The sequence below is a fragment of the Pseudomonas siliginis genome, from assembly GCF_024072275.1.
GTDB classification, from domain to species: Bacteria; Pseudomonadota; Gammaproteobacteria; order Pseudomonadales; family Pseudomonadaceae; genus Aquipseudomonas; species Aquipseudomonas siliginis.
Genome location: NZ_CP099598.1, coordinates 5,242,056 through 5,259,862, shown reverse-complemented (window position 1 = coordinate 5,259,862; position 17,807 = coordinate 5,242,056). Strand labels below are relative to the sequence as shown.

The following is a 17,807-nucleotide window of genomic DNA, read 5'->3' as shown; positions in this document are numbered from 1 at the left end:
CATGCTTGGCAGTTACGCCCGATCGCGGATCAGCAGCGGCTTGAGGTAATGGCCGGTGTGAGATTGCTTCATCTCGGCAACTTCCTCCGGCGTACCGGTGGCAATGATCTGCCCGCCCTTGGAACCGCCTTCAGGACCGAGGTCCACCAGCCAGTCAGCGGTCTTGATCACATCGAGGTTATGCTCGATCACCACCACGGTGTTGCCGTGATCGCGCAGACGATGCAGAACATCGAGTAACTGCTGGATATCGGCGAAGTGCAGGCCGGTGGTCGGCTCGTCGAGGATGTACAGGGTCTTGCCGGTATCGCGTTTGGACAGCTCGCGCGACAACTTGACCCGCTGTGCTTCACCGCCGGACAGGGTCGTCGCCGACTGCCCGAGCTTGATGTAGGACAGGCCGACATCCATCAGCGTTTGCAGCTTGCGCGCCAGTGCCGGCACTGCATCGAAGAACTCCCGAGCTTCCTCGATGGTCATTTCGAGGGTCTCGTGGATGCTCTTGCCCTTGTACTTGATTTCAAGGGTTTCGCGGTTGTAGCGCTTGCTCTTGCACACATCGCAGGGCACGTAGATGTCCGGCAGAAAGTGCATTTCCACCTTGATCAGGCCGTCGCCCTGGCACGCTTCGCAGCGACCGCCCTTGACGTTGAACGAGAAACGCCCCGGGCCGTAACCCCGGGAGCGCGACTCGGGCACGCCGGCAAACAGTTCGCGGATCGGCGTGAACAGCCCGGTATAGGTCGCCGGGTTGGAGCGCGGCGTACGACCGATCGGGCTCTGGTCGATGTCGACGACTTTGTCGAGATGTTCCAGACCTTTGATGCTGTCATGTGCGGCCGCTTCCAGCGTGGTCGCACCATTGAGCGCCGTGGCGCTTAGCGGGAACAGCGTGTTGTTGATCAGTGTCGATTTACCCGAACCGGATACGCCAGTCACGCACGTCAGCAGGCCGATCGGGATGTCCAGATCGACATTGCGCAGATTGTTGCCGCGCGCACCCTTGAGCGACAGGTTGAGCTTCTTGTTGCGTGGGGTGCGTTTGGCCGGCACTTCGATCTTCACCCGGCCGGACAGGTATTTGCCGGTCAGCGAATCCGGGTGTGCCATGACTTCGTCCGGCGTGCCCTCGGCAACGATCTGCCCGCCGTGCACACCGGCGCCCGGGCCGATATCGACGACATAGTCAGCCAGACGAATCGCGTCTTCATCATGCTCGACCACGATCACCGTGTTGCCGATATCGCGCAAATGCTTGAGCGTACCGAGCAGCCGATCATTGTCGCGCTGATGCAGACCAATGGATGGTTCATCGAGGATATACAGAACGCCGACCAGGCCGGCGCCAATCTGGCTGGCCAGACGAATCCGTTGCGCCTCGCCACCGGAGAGCGTGTCCGCGCTGCGATCCAGCGACAGATAGTCGAGTCCGACGTTGACCAGAAACTGCAGGCGCTCGCGGATTTCCTTGAGGATCTTGTCGGCAATCTCGCCGCGGCGACCGGTCATCTTCAGCGCACCGAAATATTCGCAGGCATCGCCGATCGGCAGATTGGTCACTGCCGGCAGGGTTTTCTCGCCGACCCAGACGTGCCGTGCTTCGCGGCGCAAACGCGTGCCACGGCAATCCGGGCAGGCCTGATGGCTGAGGAACTTGGCCAGCTCTTCGCGCACGCTCGCCGATTCGGTTTCGCGATAGCGACGCTCAAGATTCGGCACGATGCCTTCGAACGGGTGCGAGCGTTTGACGATGTCGCCACGGTCGTTCAGGTATTTGAAGTCGACGTTCTGCGAGCCGCTGCCATGCAGGATGAACTTCTGCTGCTCGGCGCTCAGCTCGTTGAAGGGCTTGTCCAGGCTGAACTTGTAGTGCGAGGCGAGTGAGCCAAGCATCTGGAAGTAATAGACGTTGCGCCGGTCCCAGCCACGGATCGCGCCCTCGGCCAGGGTCAGCTCGCCATTGACCAGACGCTTGATGTCGAAGAACTGCTTCACACCCAGGCCATCACAGGTCGGGCAGGCGCCGGCCGGGTTGTTGAAGGAAAACAGCTTGGGTTCCAGCTCGCTGATCGCATGGCCGCAGATCGGGCAGGCGAAGCGTGCGGAGAAGATCATTTCTTCGCCGGGCTCGTCGTCCATCGGCGCGACCAGGGCAATACCGTCGGCGAGTTTCAGCGCAGTCTCGAAAGACTCGGCCAGACGTTGCTGCAGATCGGCGCGGACCTTGAAGCGGTCAACGATCACATCGATCGAATGCTTCTTCTGTTTATCCAGCTTCGGCAGCTCGTCGAGCTCGCAAATGCGTCCGTTGACCCGGGCGCGGACGAAACCTTGCGCACGCAATTCTTCGAAGACCGACAGGTGTTCGCCTTTGCGTTCGCGGATCACCGGTGCCAGCAACATCAGTTTGCTGCCTTCCGGCTGCGCCAGCACCAGATCGACCATCTGGCTGACGGTCTGCGCCTCCAGCGGAATGTCGTGATCCGGGCAGCGCGGCGTGCCCACGCGGGCATAGAGCAAGCGCAGGTAGTCGTAGATTTCGGTGATGGTGCCGACCGTCGAACGCGGGTTGTGCGAGGTCGACTTCTGTTCGATGGAGATCGCCGGCGACAGGCCTTCGATGGTGTCGACGTCGGGTTTTTCCATCATCGACAGGAACTGCCGGGCATAGGCCGACAGCGATTCGACATAGCGGCGCTGACCTTCGGCATACAGCGTGTCGAACGCCAGGGACGACTTGCCGGATCCGGACAGGCCGGTGATGACGATCAGCTTGTCCCGTGGCAGGGTCAGGTCGATGTTCTTCAGGTTGTGGGTACGGGCCCCACGTATCAGGATCTTGTCCAAAGTGGCCTCGCTTGGCGGGCGTCGAAAACGTAGGAGTATACGGGCAAATACTGGATGGATGCACACTATCAAACGAAGGGCGTTTTGCCGTTCATGAAGAGAGTTTCATCTATACGCGTCATAGCGTCGCGATATACCCCGTCTTCCGATGGGACTGGTAGAATCGCCGCCGGTTCACACGAGGTTTTTCCATGCACGATCCCCACAGCGAACGCATGAGTGGCAGCGAGACCCGCGCGGCGAGCGGTCTGGCCCTGGTGTTCGCCTTCCGTATGCTTGGCATGTTCATGGTGTTGCCGGTGCTGGCGACCTATGGCATGGATCTGGCGGGAGCGACCCCGGCCCTGATCGGGCTGGCGATTGGCGCTTACGGTCTGACCCAGGCAATTTTCCAGATTCCGTTCGGGATCATTTCCGACCGCATCGGTCGCCGGCCGGTGATCTACCTCGGCCTGATCGTCTTCGCTCTCGGCAGTGTTCTGGCTTCCCAGGCCGATTCGATCTGGGGCGTGATCGCCGGGCGAATCCTGCAGGGCGCCGGGGCGATTTCCGCAGCGGTGATGGCGCTGCTTTCCGACCTGACCCGCGAGCAGCATCGCACCAAAGCCATGGCGATGATCGGCATGACCATCGGCCTGTCGTTTGCCGTGGCCATGGTGGTCGGGCCGTTACTGACCAGTGCGTTCGGGCTGTCCGGGCTGTTCCTCGCCACTGGCGCCATGGCGCTGGTCGGCATCCTGATCATCATGTTCATGGTGCCGCAATCCACCGGGCCGTTGCAGCACCGTGAGTCCGGCGTGGCCCGACAGGCGCTGATGCCGACGCTCAAGCACCCGGACCTGCTGCGCCTGGATCTGGGCATCTTTGTGTTACATGCCATGTTGATGTCGAGCTTCGTCGCCTTGCCGCTGGCACTGGTGGAAAAAGCCGGTCTGCCCAAGGAACAGCACTGGTGGGTCTACCTCACCGCGCTGCTGATTTCGTTCTTCGCCATGATCCCGTTCATTATCTACGGCGAGAAGAAACGCAAAATGAAACGAGTTTTGCTCGGCGCCGTCATGACATTGATGCTGACTGAACTATTCTTCTGGCAGTTCGGCGACAGCCTGCGTGCTCTGGTGATCGGTACGGTGGTGTTTTTCACCGCGTTCAATCTGCTCGAGGCATCGTTGCCGTCGCTGATCAGCAAGGTTTCACCGGCAGGCGGCAAGGGCACGGCCATGGGCGTGTACTCCACCAGCCAGTTCCTCGGTTCGGCACTCGGCGGGATACTCGGCGGCTGGTTGTTCCAGCATGGCGGTCTGTCGGTTGTGTTCCTCGGATGCGCCGCGCTGGCTGCACTTTGGCTGGCCTTTGCTGTTACCATGCGCGAACCTCCCTACGTGACGAGCCTGCGCTTGCCGTTGTCGCCCGAAGCGATCCGCGAAGCGGGTCTGGTCGAGCGCCTCAAGGCCCTGGTAGGGGTAACAGATGCAGTGATAGTCGCCGAAGAGGCGGCTGTTTACATCAAACTGGACAAAGAATTAGTGGATCGCACCACCCTCGAACGCCTGGTCAACAACCCGGCCGGGGCTGCGTGCGACGCTTAGGAGAACGTTATGGCCCGTGGGGTTAACAAAGTCATATTGGTCGGCACTTGCGGCCAGGATCCCGAAGTTCGCTACCTGCCTAACGGTAATGCCGTGACCAACCTGAGTCTGGCCACCAGCGAACAATGGACCGACAAGCAGACCGGTCAGAAGGTCGAGAAGACCGAATGGCACCGCGTATCGATGTTCGGCAAGGTTGCCGAGATCGCCGGTGAATACCTGCGCAAGGGTTCGCAGGTCTACATCGAAGGCAAGCTGCAGACCCGCGAGTGGGAAAAGGACGGCATCAAGCGTTACACCACTGAAATCGTGGTCGACATGCAAGGCACCATGCAACTGCTCGGCGGCCGTCCACAACAGGGCGACCAGCAAGGCGGCGGCAACAACTACCAGCAGCAGGCGCCACGTCAGCAGGCACCGCGCCCGCAGCAGTCGGCTCCACAGCAGCGTTCGGCTCCGCAAGCACCGCAGCAGGCCGCACCGCAACCGGCTCCGGATTTCGACAGCTTCGATGACGATATTCCGTTCTGATTTGCCGCTGTAACCGTCTTGAATGAAAAAGGCCCGTCGCTTAAACGACGGGCCTTTTTTGTGAGGCAATTTCAGCGCGACCCCTATCACCTGTAGGAGCTGACGAGTGCAACGAGGCTGCGATCTTTTGACGTTGCTTCTGAAGATCAAAGATCGCAGCCTCGTTGCACTCGTCAGCTCCTACATGAGGAATTGTTTCAGTCGAGGATCAGGTGCGGCAAAAATCGACTTGAATCCTTGGTGATCAGACTATTGTCTTCACGCACACCAATCCCCGCTGCCTCATCGCCAATCACCCACGAGCCAATCAGCGTGTAGCTGTCGCCAAACTTCGGCAGCGGTGCGAACTCCTGCAGGATGAATGGCGCATCGGTGTAAGGCCCGTCCTCTTTGACGATCAGACCTTCCACTGTTTGCAGTTCGATGTTGGCACCTTCGCGGGAAAAGTACGGCTTGCGCACCCAGCCCTTCGGCACCGCACTCTGCGGATTCGGATCAAGGTGCGCAGCGAGCAGATTCGGATGTCCCTTGTGCAATTCCCACAGCAGCGGCAGGGCACCTTTGTTCGACAGAATCGCCTTCCACGCCGGTTCGAAAAACTGCGTATCGCATTCGGCGATCGCTGCGCCGAACGGCTCGTGGAAGATGAATTCCCAGGCGTGCAGCTTGAACAGGTGCGGGATCCAGCGATCCTGCAGATCGACGAAACGACCTTCAGCCGTCAGGCCAATGTCTTCGATATCGATGTGGCGTGATTCGATGCCGACCTTTTCCGCGATCAGCCGCAGGTAATCGGTGGTGCCTTTGTCCTCGACCGAATCCTTCATCGACGCAAAGTAGAACGGCCGCTTCAACTGCAACTCGGCGAAGGCCTGATGCAGCTTGGTGTCGATGCTGTTGAACTGGTCAGCATGTGGCGGCAGCGTGCCACGCTCGATGCACTGTTCCAGCCAGCCCCATTGAAAGGCTGCCGCTTCATAGAGGCTGGTCGGCGTGTCGTAGTTGAGCTCCAGCAGTTTCGCCGGCCCGTTGCCGCTGTACGAAAAGTCCATGCGACCGTACAGATGCGGATGACCTTCGCGCCAGGAGGTGCGGATCATGTCGTAGTACGCCGCCGGGATACTCAGGCGATCGAGCAACTCCTCGCTGTTGACCACGCGATCCACCAGGTCCATGCACATCTCGTGCAGTTCGGTGGTCGGGTCTTCCAGATCGTTTTCGATCTGCGCGAGGCTGAACTGGTAGTAGGCGCTTTCGTCCCAGTACGGTTCGTCGTCGATGGTGTGGAACAGGAAACCAAGGCTTTCGGCGGTGTGTTTCCAGTCGGGGCGCTCGGCGCAGTGGATCTTTTTCATGTCAACTGCTCGAGCGTCCGGAACTGCTGCCCCAGCCACCCCAACCGCTGCGGGCGCTGGACTGGCTGCCGAAACCGCCGCGCGAAGTCGACGACGCAACGTTCACCGGTTTGCTCTTGCTGCTCTCGTAATCCGATTGGCTGCGCGAGGTTGTGTCAGCTCGGCGGTACTGCGTTGAGGTGTTGAACGGCTGGCGCGTTTCGCGATCACGGTAAACGGTGCGTTCGGCGTTGTTGCTCATTGCGTTGCCGATCAGCCATCCGGTCAGCCAGCCATTGCCGCCGCCACCTGAGCCACCGGAATAGTGCGAGCCGCCGTGGCTGGCACTGCTGCTGGTGGTGGTGTCGCCCGCCGGCATTTGCGAATTGGCGATGGCATCGAGATCTTGCGGCGTCTCGGCATTGCCCGGCACTTTGAAGCCGCCGAGTTTCGGCACGAAACGGCCATCGGAATTTTTCTGACACCAGCCAGCGGCAAAGTCTGCGTCGCACTTGGCCTTGTCGGTGTAAGCCGGGGCGATGCGACGGTGCTCGTTCAGGGCGGCGACGTAGGCGCTGGAGCAGAGATCGGCGGCCAATTCGGCGTCGACACACTGTTCAACGCTCTGGAAATTGCGCGGCTGATCCAGCGCCGCTGCTTCACCGGAAATCGCCATCGCCACCGATGCGGCGAGGGACAATTGCACGTATTTGCTGCGTTTCATCGAGAGGCTTCCTGCCGGTCAGTGGGACGGGGTCATGCACGCGGCATTGAGCATGCCGACGCTGATCGCCACGGCAGCCACATAGATGCCGGCCGCCACTTCGCCGTTGGCGATGCGCTGGGAAGTGCCCTTGAGCACCAGCCCGGTAGCGACAAACGCCAGCAATTGCACAACGGCGGCGATGACCGCCCAGAGGACAAAGTCGAGCACGTTGACCGAGTAGGCGATCACGTTGCTCGCCGGAATGGCGAAACCGATGATCGCCCCGGACAGGGCAATGGCGGCGGCAGTGTTGCCGGCACGGATCAGCTCGAATTCCTTGTGCGCGGTGATGCGTGTGTAGACGAATTGAAACAGCATGAACAGCAACACGGCGCCGATCAGGTAGACGACAAAACCGACCAGCGCGGTTTTGTTCAGAGAAACGGCCAAGACTTCCAGCATGAAAAACTTCCTTTTTTAGATGGCGCTCAAATCAGTCGTGTACAGCGAGATGCCCAGCGAGGTGCTCAGGCTGACGGTGCCTTCTTCGTCCTGTTCGACGGAGAACAGCAGCAGTTCGCGGCGATCGGTCAGACCGGTGTCGCGGGCATACAGCATGGCGTGGTGCTTGATGGTGTAGGACTCGTCCGGATTGACCACGTGTTCGGTCATTGGCACCAGTTCAGTCTGCTGCAGTTCGGTGCCCCATTCGCGGGCGTATTCAACACCGTCGTGGTTGTAGGTCGGCAGACCGATCAGGCTGTTGGGGCCGGCCAGACGCTGCAGTTCGGCGTCACTGTTGACCGTCACGTAGCTGAGGTAATTGAACAGGGTGACCGACTCGACCTGATCATCGCCGGTGACGTGGATCTGCACCCAGAAATCCTCGTCGTTCATGTAATAGCGGTGCAGTTTGTTGGACTGGCCGAGATCGACCCAGCCGGCGCTCCACACCGCTTGATCGAATGGCACCCGCACCGAAGTCGAGCCTTCCAGCAGCAACGCCAGGGTCGTGTCGAAGCGCACGCCTTTGCCTTGAGCCATGCCCAGCGGGCCGCTGGCGCCGGTGGTCGTTGGCGCAGCGGTCTGCCAATTGCTGGTGCCGAGCAAGTCTTTAAACCATCCCATGGGTACGTTCCTTGAAGCGGGTGGAGGTGTTCGGATGAAAAAGTGGCGGTAGTGTAACGGGCGAAGCGGTGAACGAGCAGGGGCAATTACGCCGCAAAACCATGTGGGAGCGAGCCTGCTCGCGAATGGGTTGTGTCAGTCACTCGATTATTTGACTGTCACGACGCTTTCGCGAGCAGGCTCGCTCCCACAAGTTACCGTTCAGTCCTTACTGCGCGGACTTCTGCTTCAGGCGCTCAAGGATCGCATTGGCGCTGCCTTCGTTCGGCGTGATGCCGGCGTCGCGCAGTTTGCGTTCCAGGTCGTTGCCGGTGGAGGCATCGGCCAGTTCGTCCGCTGCGCTCAGCTCGGCAGCGCGTTGCTGCTGCTTGGCTTGCAGGCGGTTCAGGGTGCCGACCGCGGTTTCCAGTTTGCCGTTGGCGCCGCCGCTGGCAATCGAGGCGCTGACCTGGGCTTTCTGCACGCTATCGCGGGCCTTGGCCATGTCCACTTGCTGGCGCAGGCTCTTGATCCGCGATTCGGCTTTGCTGATGTCTTTGCGCATGTTGTCGGCGTAGGCGCCGAATTCATCGCTGAGTTTCTTCTCGGCAGCGAGGTCGTTGGTCAGGGTCGAAATCGCTTCGGCCACTTCCAGCGCCAGGTCTTCGCGGCCGGCATTCAACGCGGCCACAGCCTTGGCTTCGAGGTCCTTGATCTTGGCGTCGTATTCGCTGACGCGGTCGGCGGCCAGTTTGTGCTTGGCCATGATCGTCACCAGTTCGCGGCGAGCATTGGACAGCGCGGTGTCGGCGTCGCGAATTTCCTGATCGAGGATGCGCAGGGCCTGCTGGTCGGCGATGGCTTCGCCAACTTCATTGGCGCCGCCGCGCAGTGCGGTGAACAACTTGCTCCAGATGGACTGAGTCATTGGATATTCCCTGTTGATTACTTGAAGAAGTGTTCGAAGGCTTCGCTGGCGCGCTGCACGTTGTCGACCAGGGTTTTCACCTCGGTGACGACGTTGGTCAGGCTCGAATCAGCACTGAGGGCGCCGAACATGTTGTAGACGGTCTGCCCGTTCGGCATCGATTCGATCCCGATCGAAGACAGCGGGAACATCTCGCGGCTGCGCAGTACGGCATCGTTGAACGCCTGGACATTGCTGATCGAATCGATGTCCACCAGCACGGTGTCGACGATGATCTGCTGGCCGGCCAGGGCGATGTGAATCGGCAGACCACCGAATTCGTTCATTTCCAGCTTGATGCTCGGCTCGGAGCTCTGGATCAGGGACAGCGAAATCTCTTGGGAAGCCACCTCGTCCAGCGCCTTGAGGGCATTGAAGAGGCTGTCGATGGTCCAGTTGTTGCCTGCGCTCATGTATTTCTCCGACATGAAAGAGCCAGCCAGAATCGGTTGGCGTAGCTGTTGCTCCATTTGCTTGAGCAAGCTTCGGTTTTCCGGAAGCACCCAAGTTTCGTGTTTCACATAACCGGCGGCGGCCAGGCCTGCGCGCATCTGCTTCATGTAGAAGCTCGACGGTTTTTTCGCTGACGTCTTGCCACGCTCGCCCTTGGGGCTGGCTGCGGCAGGCGTCGGAGTGCGGCTTGTCATGGCTGGAATCCGGTTATGAGCGTCTCACGCGTGGGCCACACTACAACCAATGCAAAGTGCCATCAATGACTCACGCGTGAGATTTTCATGACAGACGCAAAAAGGCCCGCAACGTGGCGGGCCAGTAGATTGCGCAGTTGTTGCTAGGCGTTGCTGCTCAGGAACTCGTCAGTGGATACCACGCTGGCATAGGCGAAACCCAGCGCCGCCATGAAGGCTGCGTGCACATGAGCGGCCGGCACCGTAAGGCCATTGAATTCCAGATCACGGCTGGCGCAGGCATCGTGAATCACCGTGACCGCATACCCCATGTCCGCCGCCGCGCGGGTGATGCCATCGACGCACATATGGCTCATGCTGCCGACCACCACCAGGTCGGTGATCCCGTGTTCGTCGAGCACCGATTTCAGCTCAGTCTCACGGAACGAGTTGACGAAGTGCTTGAGCACCACCGGCTCGTCGGCGCGGTTGAGCACTTTCGGATGCAGTTTCGCGCCCTCGGAGCCGGGAGTGAAAAACGGCGCGTCTTCGGAGGTGAATTCATGCCGAATGTGCACCACCGGATCGCCCGTTTCGCGAAAGGCTGCGATCAGCCGTGCGGCGTTATCGGCAGCGGCGTCGGCGCCGACCAGCGGCCACTTGCCTTGGGGGAAGTAGTCGTTCTGGATATCGACTACGATGAGCGCTTGCTTGGCCATGGGATTGTCCTCGAGACGGTGATTGGGTGTGGCCTCAGTATTGACGCTGGCCGAGGATTCGAGGATTGGCCGCACCGACAATAGACGGGGGAAAACTGACAATGGCTGCACAAAGAGCCGCCACCGCTGAACTGGGCGTGCTGATTTACCCCGGCGCGCAACTGGCGGCGGTGCACGGTCTGACCGATCTGTTCGCCGTGGCCAATCGCATCGCTGCCGAGTATCGGGCTGTGCAATTGCCCGTGCTGCGAGTCAGTCACTGGCAGGTCGATGGCGAGCAGTTGCCGGCGCGGGTCTATGACAGTCATCCCGGTGCCGAAGGCGCTTTGCTCGCCGTGCTGATTCCGCCGTCCCTCGGCGGGTTCGATGCGGCGCAGATGACTGCGAGTCTTGCGCAATGGCTGCGCGATCAGCATGCGCACGGCGCAACCCTTGGTGGTGTTTGTGTGGGCTCGTTGATGCTCGCCGAAAGCGGCTTGCTCGACGGTCGCAGCGCCACCACGCACTGGACCTCGGCCCAGGCTTTTGCCGAGCGTTACCCGAAGATCAAACTCAAGGCCGACACGCCGATTGTCGACGACGGTGACCTGATCACCACGGCCGGGCTGATGGCATGGTCGGAATTGGGGTTGCGCCTGGTCGATCGCTTGCTCGGCCCGAGCATCGCCACCGCGACCGCGCGTTTTCTGGTGATGGAACACAGCGACAGCGCCAGTGAATGCGGAAGCAATTTCGCACCGATCCTCAGCCATGGCGACGCGGCGATTCTCAAGGTCCAGCACTGGCTGCAAAGCACCGGGGCGACGGATGTTTCGCTGAACGCGATGGCCGAGCGTGCGGGACTTGAAGAGCGTACTTTCCTGCGCCGATTCCGCGCCGCGACAGGCTTGAAACCGACCGAGTACTGCCAGCACCTGCGGGTCGGCAAGGCGCGGGAAATGCTCGAGTTCACCAATGGCACGATCGACCACATTGCCTGGACTGTCGGCTATCAGGATCCGGGCGCGTTTCGTGCGATCTTCAAGAAGATTACCGGGCTTGGGCCGAGTGAGTACCGGGGGCGGTTTGGTGTGAATCCCGCTCCCAGAACGACGATGAACTAATGTGGGAGCGAGCCTGCTCGCGAAGGCGCTGGATCTACAGAATTGTAGTCGGCTGACACTACGCTTTCGCGAGCAGGCTCGCTCCCACAATGATCGCGGCGAGGGTGAGAGATCGTGCAATTTGCCGGAGTTTTGCGCGCTGTCGTGCAGTTTGAAACAGGCGTGATGCCAGCACAGTCACGGCAAGCTCCCGATTATCGGGCGGTTCGGGGGGATCGTTGATTGGCCTGATCTCTGCAATTTCCTTTGAGAACCCATCGACTGATAAAGGGGAACGCATGACCCCGACACCCAGCAACAAAATCGTCGTGGCCCATTCGGTGCGTGCCGAGGCGCCGCAACATGAAGTCGAGACCAACAAGGCCCTGGCGCGTTGGCTGGCGCAGATTCTCGGCTGCAAATTCGGCGGCAGTTACGATCCAGCCAAACATCAGGGCCGCGAGCTGTATCTGCTGCCAACGCAAACCATCGTCGGCGCCGCCCACGCGCAAGCACTTGGCATCAACGGCCCCGATGACTTGTGGGGCGGTTACGTCGAATACGATTTCATCTGCACCAAAGCCATCAGCCACGGTTTGCGCAGTCATCTGGCGCACGCGCCGCAGGGCTGGTCGCCGCTGTTTTCGGAGCGGGTGCGCAACGTTGTGCTCGACGGTCTCAGCGTATTCGCCCTGGAAGATGCGCGGCCCGCCGCCGAGCATCTGTTGTACGCCGGGCCGATTCGCTTGAAGCCGATTCACGCTTGCGCCGGTCGCGGTCAGGAAGTGATCAAAAGCCTCGATGCGTTCGATGAAATCCTCGCTCGTCCCGAAGCGCCAAGCCTGTTCAGCGACGGCGTAGTGCTGGAGCAGGACTTGCGCAACGTCGTCACCCACAGCGTCGGCCAGTCGTTCATCGGCGGCAAAGTGTTGAGCTACTGCGGTGATCAATACTTGACCGAGGACGGCCTGGGCGAAGAGGTCTACGGCGGTTCGAATCTGCTGGTGGTGCAAGGGGGCTATGACCAATTGCTCGCGCTGGATCTGCCTGATGATGTGCGTCTGGCCATCGAACAGGCACAGGTCTTCGACAGCGCCGCCAACGAAGCCTACCCGCACTTCTTCGCCTCGCGGCGCAATTACGATATCGCCCAAGGCCTCGACGCCAGCGGCAACCCGCGCAGCGGCGTGCTCGAACAATCCTGGCGCATGGGCGGTGCCAGCAGCGCTGAAGTGGCGGCGCTGCAGAGCTTCGTCAACGATCCACAGATGCGCGCGATTCGCGTGTCGTCGGTGGAAACCTATACCGATCAGGCGCTGCCGGCGGACGCCATCGAGGTCTATCGCGGCCCGGCGGAAAACAGCGCATTTCTTCTCAAATATGTGACGGTCCAATCTTATGACGGCTAGAAGCGAAAGCATTCAAATCGACATTGATGACGAACAGATGAGCGGGACTTTTCTCAGTCCCAAATCGAAAGTCCCGGGGGTGTTGTTTGTTCACGGTTGGGGGGGCAGTCAGGAACGTGATCTGGAGCGGGCCAAAGGCATCGCCGGCCTGGGTTGTGTGTGCCTGACTTTCGACCTGCGCGGGCACACCGGCGGCACCGGAATCCCGCTGACCCGCGTGACCCGTGAAGACAATCTGCGTGATTTGCTGGCGGCCTACGATCGCCTGCTGGCGCACCCGGCCCTCGACACTTCGGCGATCGCCGTGGTCGGCACCAGTTATGGCGGTTATCTGGCCTCGATCCTGACGTCACTGCGCCCGGTGCGCTGGCTGGCGCTGCGCGTGCCGGCGCTGTACCGGGATGAACAATGGCACACGCCCAAGCGCGATCTGGACAAGGCCGACCTGCGCGATTATCGCAATACGCTGGTGCGCGCCGACAGCAATCGCGCCCTGCATGCCTGTTCGCAATTCACCGGCGACGTGCTGTTGGTGGAATCGGAAACCGACGACTTCGTGCCCCACGCGACGATCATGAGTTACCGCGCCGCCTGTCAGCAGACTCACTCATTGACCCATCGGATTATTGATGGCGCCGATCATGCATTGAGTGATCCAGTTTCGCAGCAGGCCTACACCTCGATCCTGGTGGACTGGATTACCGAGATGGTGGTGGGGGAGCGGTTGAGCATTATCCAATCCAGATGATCTGTCGCGAGTACCGGCCCCTTCGCGAGCAGGCTCGCTCCCACAGGTTGAGCGCATTTCAACTGTGGGAGCGAGCCTGCTCGCGAAAGGGCCATCCGCTGCAATGCATGGTCAGGAAGGTTTCTTCTCGATCCGCAGTGCCTTTGCCTTGGCCTCCACCACCAGATACATCACCACCGTGATCAACAGCGGCAGCAGAAAATAAATCGCCCGATACGCCAGCAATCCCGCGACCAGACTGCCGCGCGACGCCTCGTGCTGCAGCAGCGCCACGAACACCGCCTCCAGCACACCCAGCCCCGCCGGAATGTGCGTAATGACCCCGGCAATCGCGCTGATCAACAGCACCCCAAGCACCAGCGGATAATCCAGTTTGCTTGGCAGCAGAGTGAAGATCACCGCCGCCATCAGCGACCAGTTCAACGCGCCCAAGAGCAATTGCAGCACCGCCATGCGCAGCGACGGCAGGTTGATTTCCACGCCGCGAATCGACCACTCGCGGCGTTTGGAAAACTGACACGCCGCCAGATAGCCGGCGCTGACCAGCAGCAATAACACCCCGACCAGTTGCAAGGCCGAACTGCTGAGTTTCCAGCCCGGCGGCATAGTCACCAGACCGCTGCTGAACACTACGCCAGCGATGGTCATGTAGCCGAACCAGTTGGTTGCCAGGCTCAGGCCGAGAATCTTGGCAATGTTGCCTTTGCTCACGCCCAGCCGCGAATACAAGCGATAACGCATGGCGATGCCGCCGACCCAGGCGCTGAGATTGAGGTTGAAGGCGTAGCTGATGATGCCCACCGGCAGGATCTGCTTCCAGGTCAGGTCCTGACGAATGTAGGTGCGGCCAATCAGGTCGAAACTGGCGTACACCAGAAAGCTCAGCAACGTCAGGCTGGCGGCGATGATCAGCGTGCGCACCTTGAAATCGGCGAGGGTCTCCAGCACCTCGGCCCATTCGATGCGCGTAGCGAACATCGTCAACAGGACGATGAGCGCGAGAAAAAACAGGATGGTCAGCGGACGTTTCCAGCGGCTCCATTTCGACGGCGCCGCTTGTGCCGAATGGCTATCGGAATGGACTTCGGAATGACTCATGGACGCGCACCTCGGAAAGGCTTCAGACGCGGTTTATGCGCCGGCAGCCAACCGGCCATGGCCGGGAAGTGCCGCAGGAAGTGGAACACCAGAAAACCCACGGTCATGTGCCAGATACGCCCGCGCGGCAACAGCTTGGCGTCCATGGCTTTGCAGTGGTTCTGGCTGAGATCTTCGAGGCGTTCGTACAGGTGCTGATTGAACGCGCGGTCGCGGATCAGCACGTTGGCTTCCAGATTCAGCGACAGGCTCAGCGGGTCGAGATTGCTTGAGCCCACGGTGCTCCAGTCATCGTCGACCAGCGCGACTTTGCCGTGCAGCGGGCGTTGGCAGTATTCGTGAATCTGCACGCCGGCACGCAGCAGATAATCGTAGGTCATGCGCGCCGCCAGTTTCGCCACGAGCATGTCCGGCTGGCCTTGCAGGATCAGCCGCACCTCGACGCCACGGCGGGCGGCGTTGCGGATTTCACGCAGCAGCCGGTAACCGGGAAAGAAGTAGGCGTTGGCGATGATCACCCGGCGCTTGGCCTTGCGCAGTACTTGCAGATACACGTCTTCGATATCGGTGTTGTGTTGATCGTTATCGCGGAACACCAGGCGCACCTGGCCGTCGTGATCGGTGAAGGCCATTTCCTCCAGGCGCTGGCGCCGGCGCTGCCACCAGAACCGCGCGCGCCCGGGACGACCGCTTTGCAGCAGGGCGAAGTGATGGATATCGGCGACCACCGGGCCTTGGATCTCCACCGAGTAATCCTGCTTGGCTTCAGGGCCGAAGTCGGCCAGGTGATCGCCGGAAAAGTTGATCCCGCCAATGAACGCGATCAAGCCGTCGACCACCACGATCTTGCGGTGCAAGCGGCGGAACCAGTTGGTGCGGATGCCCAAATGCTTCGGCGCCGGATCGAAGATTTGCAGATGCACGCCGGCATCGCTCAAGGCCGACAGATAGCCGGTGCTCAGCTCGCCACAGCCGAAGCCGTCGAGGCTGACCGTGGTGCGCACGCCGCGCTGGGCGGCTTCGATGAGGATTTGCTGCAACTCGGCGCCGACCTTGTCTTCGAAAACGATGAAGGTCTCCAGCAGGATCTCGCTCTTGGCTGCGCGCATCGCTTCGAATACCCGGGGGAAATACTCCTCGCCGTTCTCCAGCAGCTCTACGCGGTTATTGCTGTGCCATTGATACTCGACGTCCACGTGGCCGGGCTCGCGCACCGGCGGGTTCAGCGGGACCGGGTCGACGGCGGATTTTTCCAGTGGCGCACTGTTCATAGTTCAATCTCCACCGATAACGGTGCGTGGTCGGAAAGGTGGGACCAGGGCCGGTTGGTCAAAACTTTCGGGCGGCTGGCCTTGAGGTTGCGTACGTAGATGCGGTCGAGTCGTAGCGCTGGCAGCCGTGCGGGAAAACTGCGCGCCGGTTTGCCGTACTGCTCGGCGAACACTTCGCGCAGGCCACAGGGCTTGAGCTGCGCATCGGCACGCTGGCGCCAGTCGTTGAAATCGCCAGCGACGATCACCGGGGCATCAGCGGGCAATTCGGCGAGACGTTGCATCAGCAGATCCAGTTGCGCGTTGCGGTGGCTCTCGCGCAGGCCCAGATGCACGCAGATCGCATGCACTTCGGTGCCGTCGCCAGGCAGGCGCAGCACGCAATGCAGCAGGCCACGGTTTTCATGGCCGCTGATCGACACGTCGAGGTTGTCGTGGCGGATGATCTGGAATTTCGACAGCAGCGCATTGCCGTGGTCGCCCGCCGGGTACACGGCATTGCGCCCGTAGGCGAATTGCGGCCAGAGGCTGTCGGCGAGAAATTCGTATTGCGGCATCGTCGGCCAGTTGTCGTAGCGTTTCGGATGCTGCTCGTGCGTGCCGTGCACTTCCTGCAGAAACACCACGTCGGCGGCGACGCTGCGCACCGCTTCACGCAGCTCCGGCAGGATGAAACGCCGGTTCAGCGCGGTGAAGCCCTTGTGGGTGTTGACCGTCAGTATGGTGAAGGTGCGCACCGAGGGCGCAACCACGGAGCCTTCGTCGGTGAAACCGACCGGTTCGGGAATGCTCATGACAGAACTCCTTCTGCGGCGACTTGCCCGGGAGTTGTGGCGAGGTCTTTGTCGAGGTCGAAGCGCTGCAACAAGTTGCGTGCGTCGTAGGGCGCGCGGACTTTGATGTCGTTGTCGAAGTAGCAGAACACTTCGCGGGATTTGCGCGCGCGGGGTTTCAGGCGTGGGGCTATCAGGTGGGCGTCCTCTGGCTGTTTACCGTGATGCCAGGCGTCGATGCGCTCGGCCCAGCGCTTGAGCGCTTGCTCGGAATAACCGCTGGCGTAGAGCTCTTCGGCGCCGTGCAGGCGCAGATAGACGAAGTCGCTGGTGAGGTCTTCGCGGTACGGCCATTTGCCGGCGGTGTCGGCAATGACCAGCGCGGTGTTGTGGCGTTTGAGCAGGCGCACGAATTCCGGATCGATGAAACTTTCATGACGGATTTCCACCGCATGGCGCAGCGGTTTCTTGCGCCAGGCTTTGACGCTGGCGTGGCCGGGCAGATGCGAGTCGTGCTGGCGGGCGAGGGCGGCTGCGGCTTGGGTATCGTGGGGCAGTTGCGCGAGAAAGTGATCGAAGCGCTCGGCGTCGAATTTGAAATTCGGCGGAAACTGCCAAAGGATCGGCCCGAGTTTTTCCTTCAGTTCCAGAACGCCCGAGGCGAAGAAATTCGCCAGCGGTTTTTCGATTTCGCGCAAACGGCGCACGTGGGTGATGAAGCGCGGCGCCTTGACGCTGAACACGAAGTCATCAGGGGTTTCGGCGTACCACTGGGCGTAACGTTCAGGGCGTTGCAGGGCGTAGAACGATCCATTGATTTCGATGCTGTTGACCGCGCGGGAGGCGAACTGCAATTCGCGCTTCTGCGCCAGTCCCTTCGGGTAGAAATCCCCGCGCCACGGGGCGTAGCGCCAGCCTGAAATACCGATGTGAATCGTCGCCATCCCATCCTCCCGTAGAAAGTCCTCGTGTTGCCGATGTTCTGTGATGACTGCGGCGG

The 17,807-nt window shown here is 60.8% G+C and carries 17 protein-coding genes; 5 read left to right on the top strand and 12 right to left on the bottom strand.

What is annotated here, in order from left to right; genetic code table 11:
• Positions 1-12: 12 nt before the first annotated feature.
• Entirely contained in the window at positions 13-2,847 is a 2,835-nt protein-coding gene (uvrA, locus tag NF676_RS24145; protein ID WP_041477664.1) for an excinuclease ABC subunit UvrA, read from the bottom strand.
• Positions 2,848-3,038: 191 nt separating this feature from the next.
• Here uvrA and NF676_RS24140 point away from each other — a divergent pair, with 191 nt between their 5' ends.
• On the top strand, positions 3,039-4,436 hold the full coding sequence (locus NF676_RS24140; RefSeq protein ID WP_041477665.1) for an MFS transporter: 1,398 nt from the start codon (positions 3,039-3,041) through the stop codon (positions 4,434-4,436).
• Between the two features lie 9 nt (positions 4,437-4,445).
• Positions 4,446-4,967, top strand: coding sequence for a single-stranded DNA-binding protein (locus NF676_RS24135; RefSeq protein ID WP_041477666.1), 522 nt, complete (start codon positions 4,446-4,448; stop codon positions 4,965-4,967).
• Positions 4,968-5,164: 197 nt separating this feature from the next.
• On the opposite strand, the gene NF676_RS24130 is transcribed toward NF676_RS24135, so the two are convergent.
• From NF676_RS24130 to NF676_RS24100, 7 genes are all read right to left on the bottom strand, one after another.
• Positions 5,165-6,322 (bottom strand): glutathionylspermidine synthase family protein, encoded by a 1,158-nt coding sequence (locus NF676_RS24130; RefSeq protein WP_236169660.1) that lies wholly within the window; start codon positions 6,320-6,322, stop codon positions 5,165-5,167.
• 1 nt (position 6,323) lies between these two features.
• Positions 6,324-7,025 (bottom strand): DUF1190 domain-containing protein, encoded by a 702-nt coding sequence (locus NF676_RS24125; RefSeq protein ID WP_252886878.1) that lies wholly within the window; start codon positions 7,023-7,025, stop codon positions 6,324-6,326.
• An 18-nt stretch (positions 7,026-7,043) separates the two neighbouring features.
• Complete coding sequence (locus tag NF676_RS24120) at positions 7,044-7,469, bottom strand: DUF350 domain-containing protein (protein WP_016772952.1); 426 nt, start codon at positions 7,467-7,469, stop codon at positions 7,044-7,046.
• A 15-nt stretch (positions 7,470-7,484) separates the two neighbouring features.
• Positions 7,485-8,135 carry a DUF2491 family protein gene (locus NF676_RS24115; protein ID WP_252886877.1) on the bottom strand — a complete coding sequence of 217 codons (651 nt, stop codon included), beginning with the start codon at positions 8,133-8,135 and terminating at the stop codon, positions 7,485-7,487.
• Between the two features lie 208 nt (positions 8,136-8,343).
• Entirely contained in the window at positions 8,344-9,042 is a 699-nt protein-coding gene (locus NF676_RS24110) for a PspA/IM30 family protein (RefSeq protein WP_041477670.1), read from the bottom strand.
• A gap of 17 nt (positions 9,043-9,059) precedes the next feature.
• Positions 9,060-9,641: a YjfI family protein gene (locus NF676_RS24105; RefSeq protein WP_225914461.1), complete on the bottom strand. Its 582-nt coding sequence runs from the start codon at positions 9,639-9,641 to the stop codon at positions 9,060-9,062.
• Between the two features lie 230 nt (positions 9,642-9,871).
• Positions 9,872-10,426, bottom strand: a complete 555-nt coding sequence (locus NF676_RS24100; protein WP_252886876.1) for a cysteine hydrolase family protein — start codon at positions 10,424-10,426, stop codon at positions 9,872-9,874.
• A 101-nt stretch (positions 10,427-10,527) separates the two neighbouring features.
• Here NF676_RS24100 and NF676_RS24095 point away from each other — a divergent pair, with 101 nt between their 5' ends.
• From NF676_RS24095 to NF676_RS24085, 3 genes are all read left to right on the top strand, one after another.
• Positions 10,528-11,529 carry a GlxA family transcriptional regulator gene (locus NF676_RS24095; RefSeq protein ID WP_252886875.1) on the top strand — a complete coding sequence of 334 codons (1,002 nt, stop codon included), beginning with the start codon at positions 10,528-10,530 and terminating at the stop codon, positions 11,527-11,529.
• Positions 11,530-11,807: 278 nt separating this feature from the next.
• Positions 11,808-12,917, top strand: a complete 1,110-nt coding sequence (locus NF676_RS24090) for a DUF3182 family protein (protein ID WP_252886874.1) — start codon at positions 11,808-11,810, stop codon at positions 12,915-12,917.
• On the top strand, positions 12,907-13,665 hold the full coding sequence (locus tag NF676_RS24085; RefSeq protein WP_042610641.1) for an alpha/beta hydrolase family protein: 759 nt from the start codon (positions 12,907-12,909) through the stop codon (positions 13,663-13,665). The genes NF676_RS24090 and NF676_RS24085 overlap by 11 nt, the downstream gene beginning before the upstream one ends.
• Before the next feature lie 111 nt (positions 13,666-13,776).
• Here the strand turns inward: NF676_RS24085 and NF676_RS24080 are convergent, their stop codons facing one another.
• The 4 genes from NF676_RS24080 to NF676_RS24065 are packed head-to-tail and all read right to left on the bottom strand — an operon-like array spanning position 13,777 to position 17,751.
• Entirely contained in the window at positions 13,777-14,763 is a 987-nt protein-coding gene (locus tag NF676_RS24080; RefSeq protein WP_024014510.1) for a lysylphosphatidylglycerol synthase domain-containing protein, read from the bottom strand.
• Positions 14,760-16,034, bottom strand: a complete 1,275-nt coding sequence (clsB, locus tag NF676_RS24075; RefSeq protein WP_016772961.1) for a cardiolipin synthase ClsB — start codon at positions 16,032-16,034, stop codon at positions 14,760-14,762. The genes NF676_RS24080 and clsB overlap by 4 nt, the downstream gene beginning before the upstream one ends.
• Entirely contained in the window at positions 16,031-16,828 is a 798-nt protein-coding gene (locus NF676_RS24070; protein ID WP_041477677.1) for an endonuclease/exonuclease/phosphatase family protein, read from the bottom strand. The genes clsB and NF676_RS24070 overlap by 4 nt, the downstream gene beginning before the upstream one ends.
• On the bottom strand, positions 16,825-17,751 hold the full coding sequence (locus NF676_RS24065; protein ID WP_150638346.1) for a DUF72 domain-containing protein: 927 nt from the start codon (positions 17,749-17,751) through the stop codon (positions 16,825-16,827). Before NF676_RS24065 ends, NF676_RS24070 begins: the two co-directional genes overlap by 4 nt.
• Between the last annotated feature and the right edge of the window lie 56 nt (positions 17,752-17,807).

Bases quoted from the DNA above. Each gene is read 5' to 3' on its own strand.
- NF676_RS24080 (WP_024014510.1), bottom strand. From the start codon at position 14,763: ATGAGTCATTCCGAAGTCCATTCCGATAGCCATTCGGCACAAGCGGCG.
- NF676_RS24125 (WP_252886878.1), bottom strand. From the start codon at position 7,025: ATGAAACGCAGCAAATACGTGCAATTGTCCCTCGCCGCATCGGTGGCG.
- NF676_RS24115 (WP_252886877.1), bottom strand. From the start codon at position 8,135: ATGGGATGGTTTAAAGACTTGCTCGGCACCAGCAATTGGCAGACCGCT.
- NF676_RS24070 (WP_041477677.1), bottom strand. From the start codon at position 16,828: ATGAGCATTCCCGAACCGGTCGGTTTCACCGACGAAGGCTCCGTGGTT.
- NF676_RS24120 (WP_016772952.1), bottom strand. From the start codon at position 7,469: ATGCTGGAAGTCTTGGCCGTTTCTCTGAACAAAACCGCGCTGGTCGGT.
- NF676_RS24090 (WP_252886874.1), top strand. From the start codon at position 11,808: ATGACCCCGACACCCAGCAACAAAATCGTCGTGGCCCATTCGGTGCGT.
- NF676_RS24095 (WP_252886875.1), top strand. From the start codon at position 10,528: ATGGCTGCACAAAGAGCCGCCACCGCTGAACTGGGCGTGCTGATTTAC.
- NF676_RS24105 (WP_225914461.1), bottom strand. From the start codon at position 9,641: ATGAAGCAGATGCGCGCAGGCCTGGCCGCCGCCGGTTATGTGAAACAC.
- NF676_RS24130 (WP_236169660.1), bottom strand. From the start codon at position 6,322: ATGAAAAAGATCCACTGCGCCGAGCGCCCCGACTGGAAACACACCGCC.
- NF676_RS24140 (WP_041477665.1), top strand. From the start codon at position 3,039: ATGCACGATCCCCACAGCGAACGCATGAGTGGCAGCGAGACCCGCGCG.
- clsB (WP_016772961.1), bottom strand. From the start codon at position 16,034: ATGAACAGTGCGCCACTGGAAAAATCCGCCGTCGACCCGGTCCCGCTG.
- NF676_RS24065 (WP_150638346.1), bottom strand. From the start codon at position 17,751: ATGGCGACGATTCACATCGGTATTTCAGGCTGGCGCTACGCCCCGTGG.
- NF676_RS24100 (WP_252886876.1), bottom strand. From the start codon at position 10,426: ATGGCCAAGCAAGCGCTCATCGTAGTCGATATCCAGAACGACTACTTC.
- NF676_RS24110 (WP_041477670.1), bottom strand. From the start codon at position 9,042: ATGACTCAGTCCATCTGGAGCAAGTTGTTCACCGCACTGCGCGGCGGC.
- NF676_RS24085 (WP_042610641.1), top strand. From the start codon at position 12,907: ATGACGGCTAGAAGCGAAAGCATTCAAATCGACATTGATGACGAACAG.
- NF676_RS24135 (WP_041477666.1), top strand. From the start codon at position 4,446: ATGGCCCGTGGGGTTAACAAAGTCATATTGGTCGGCACTTGCGGCCAG.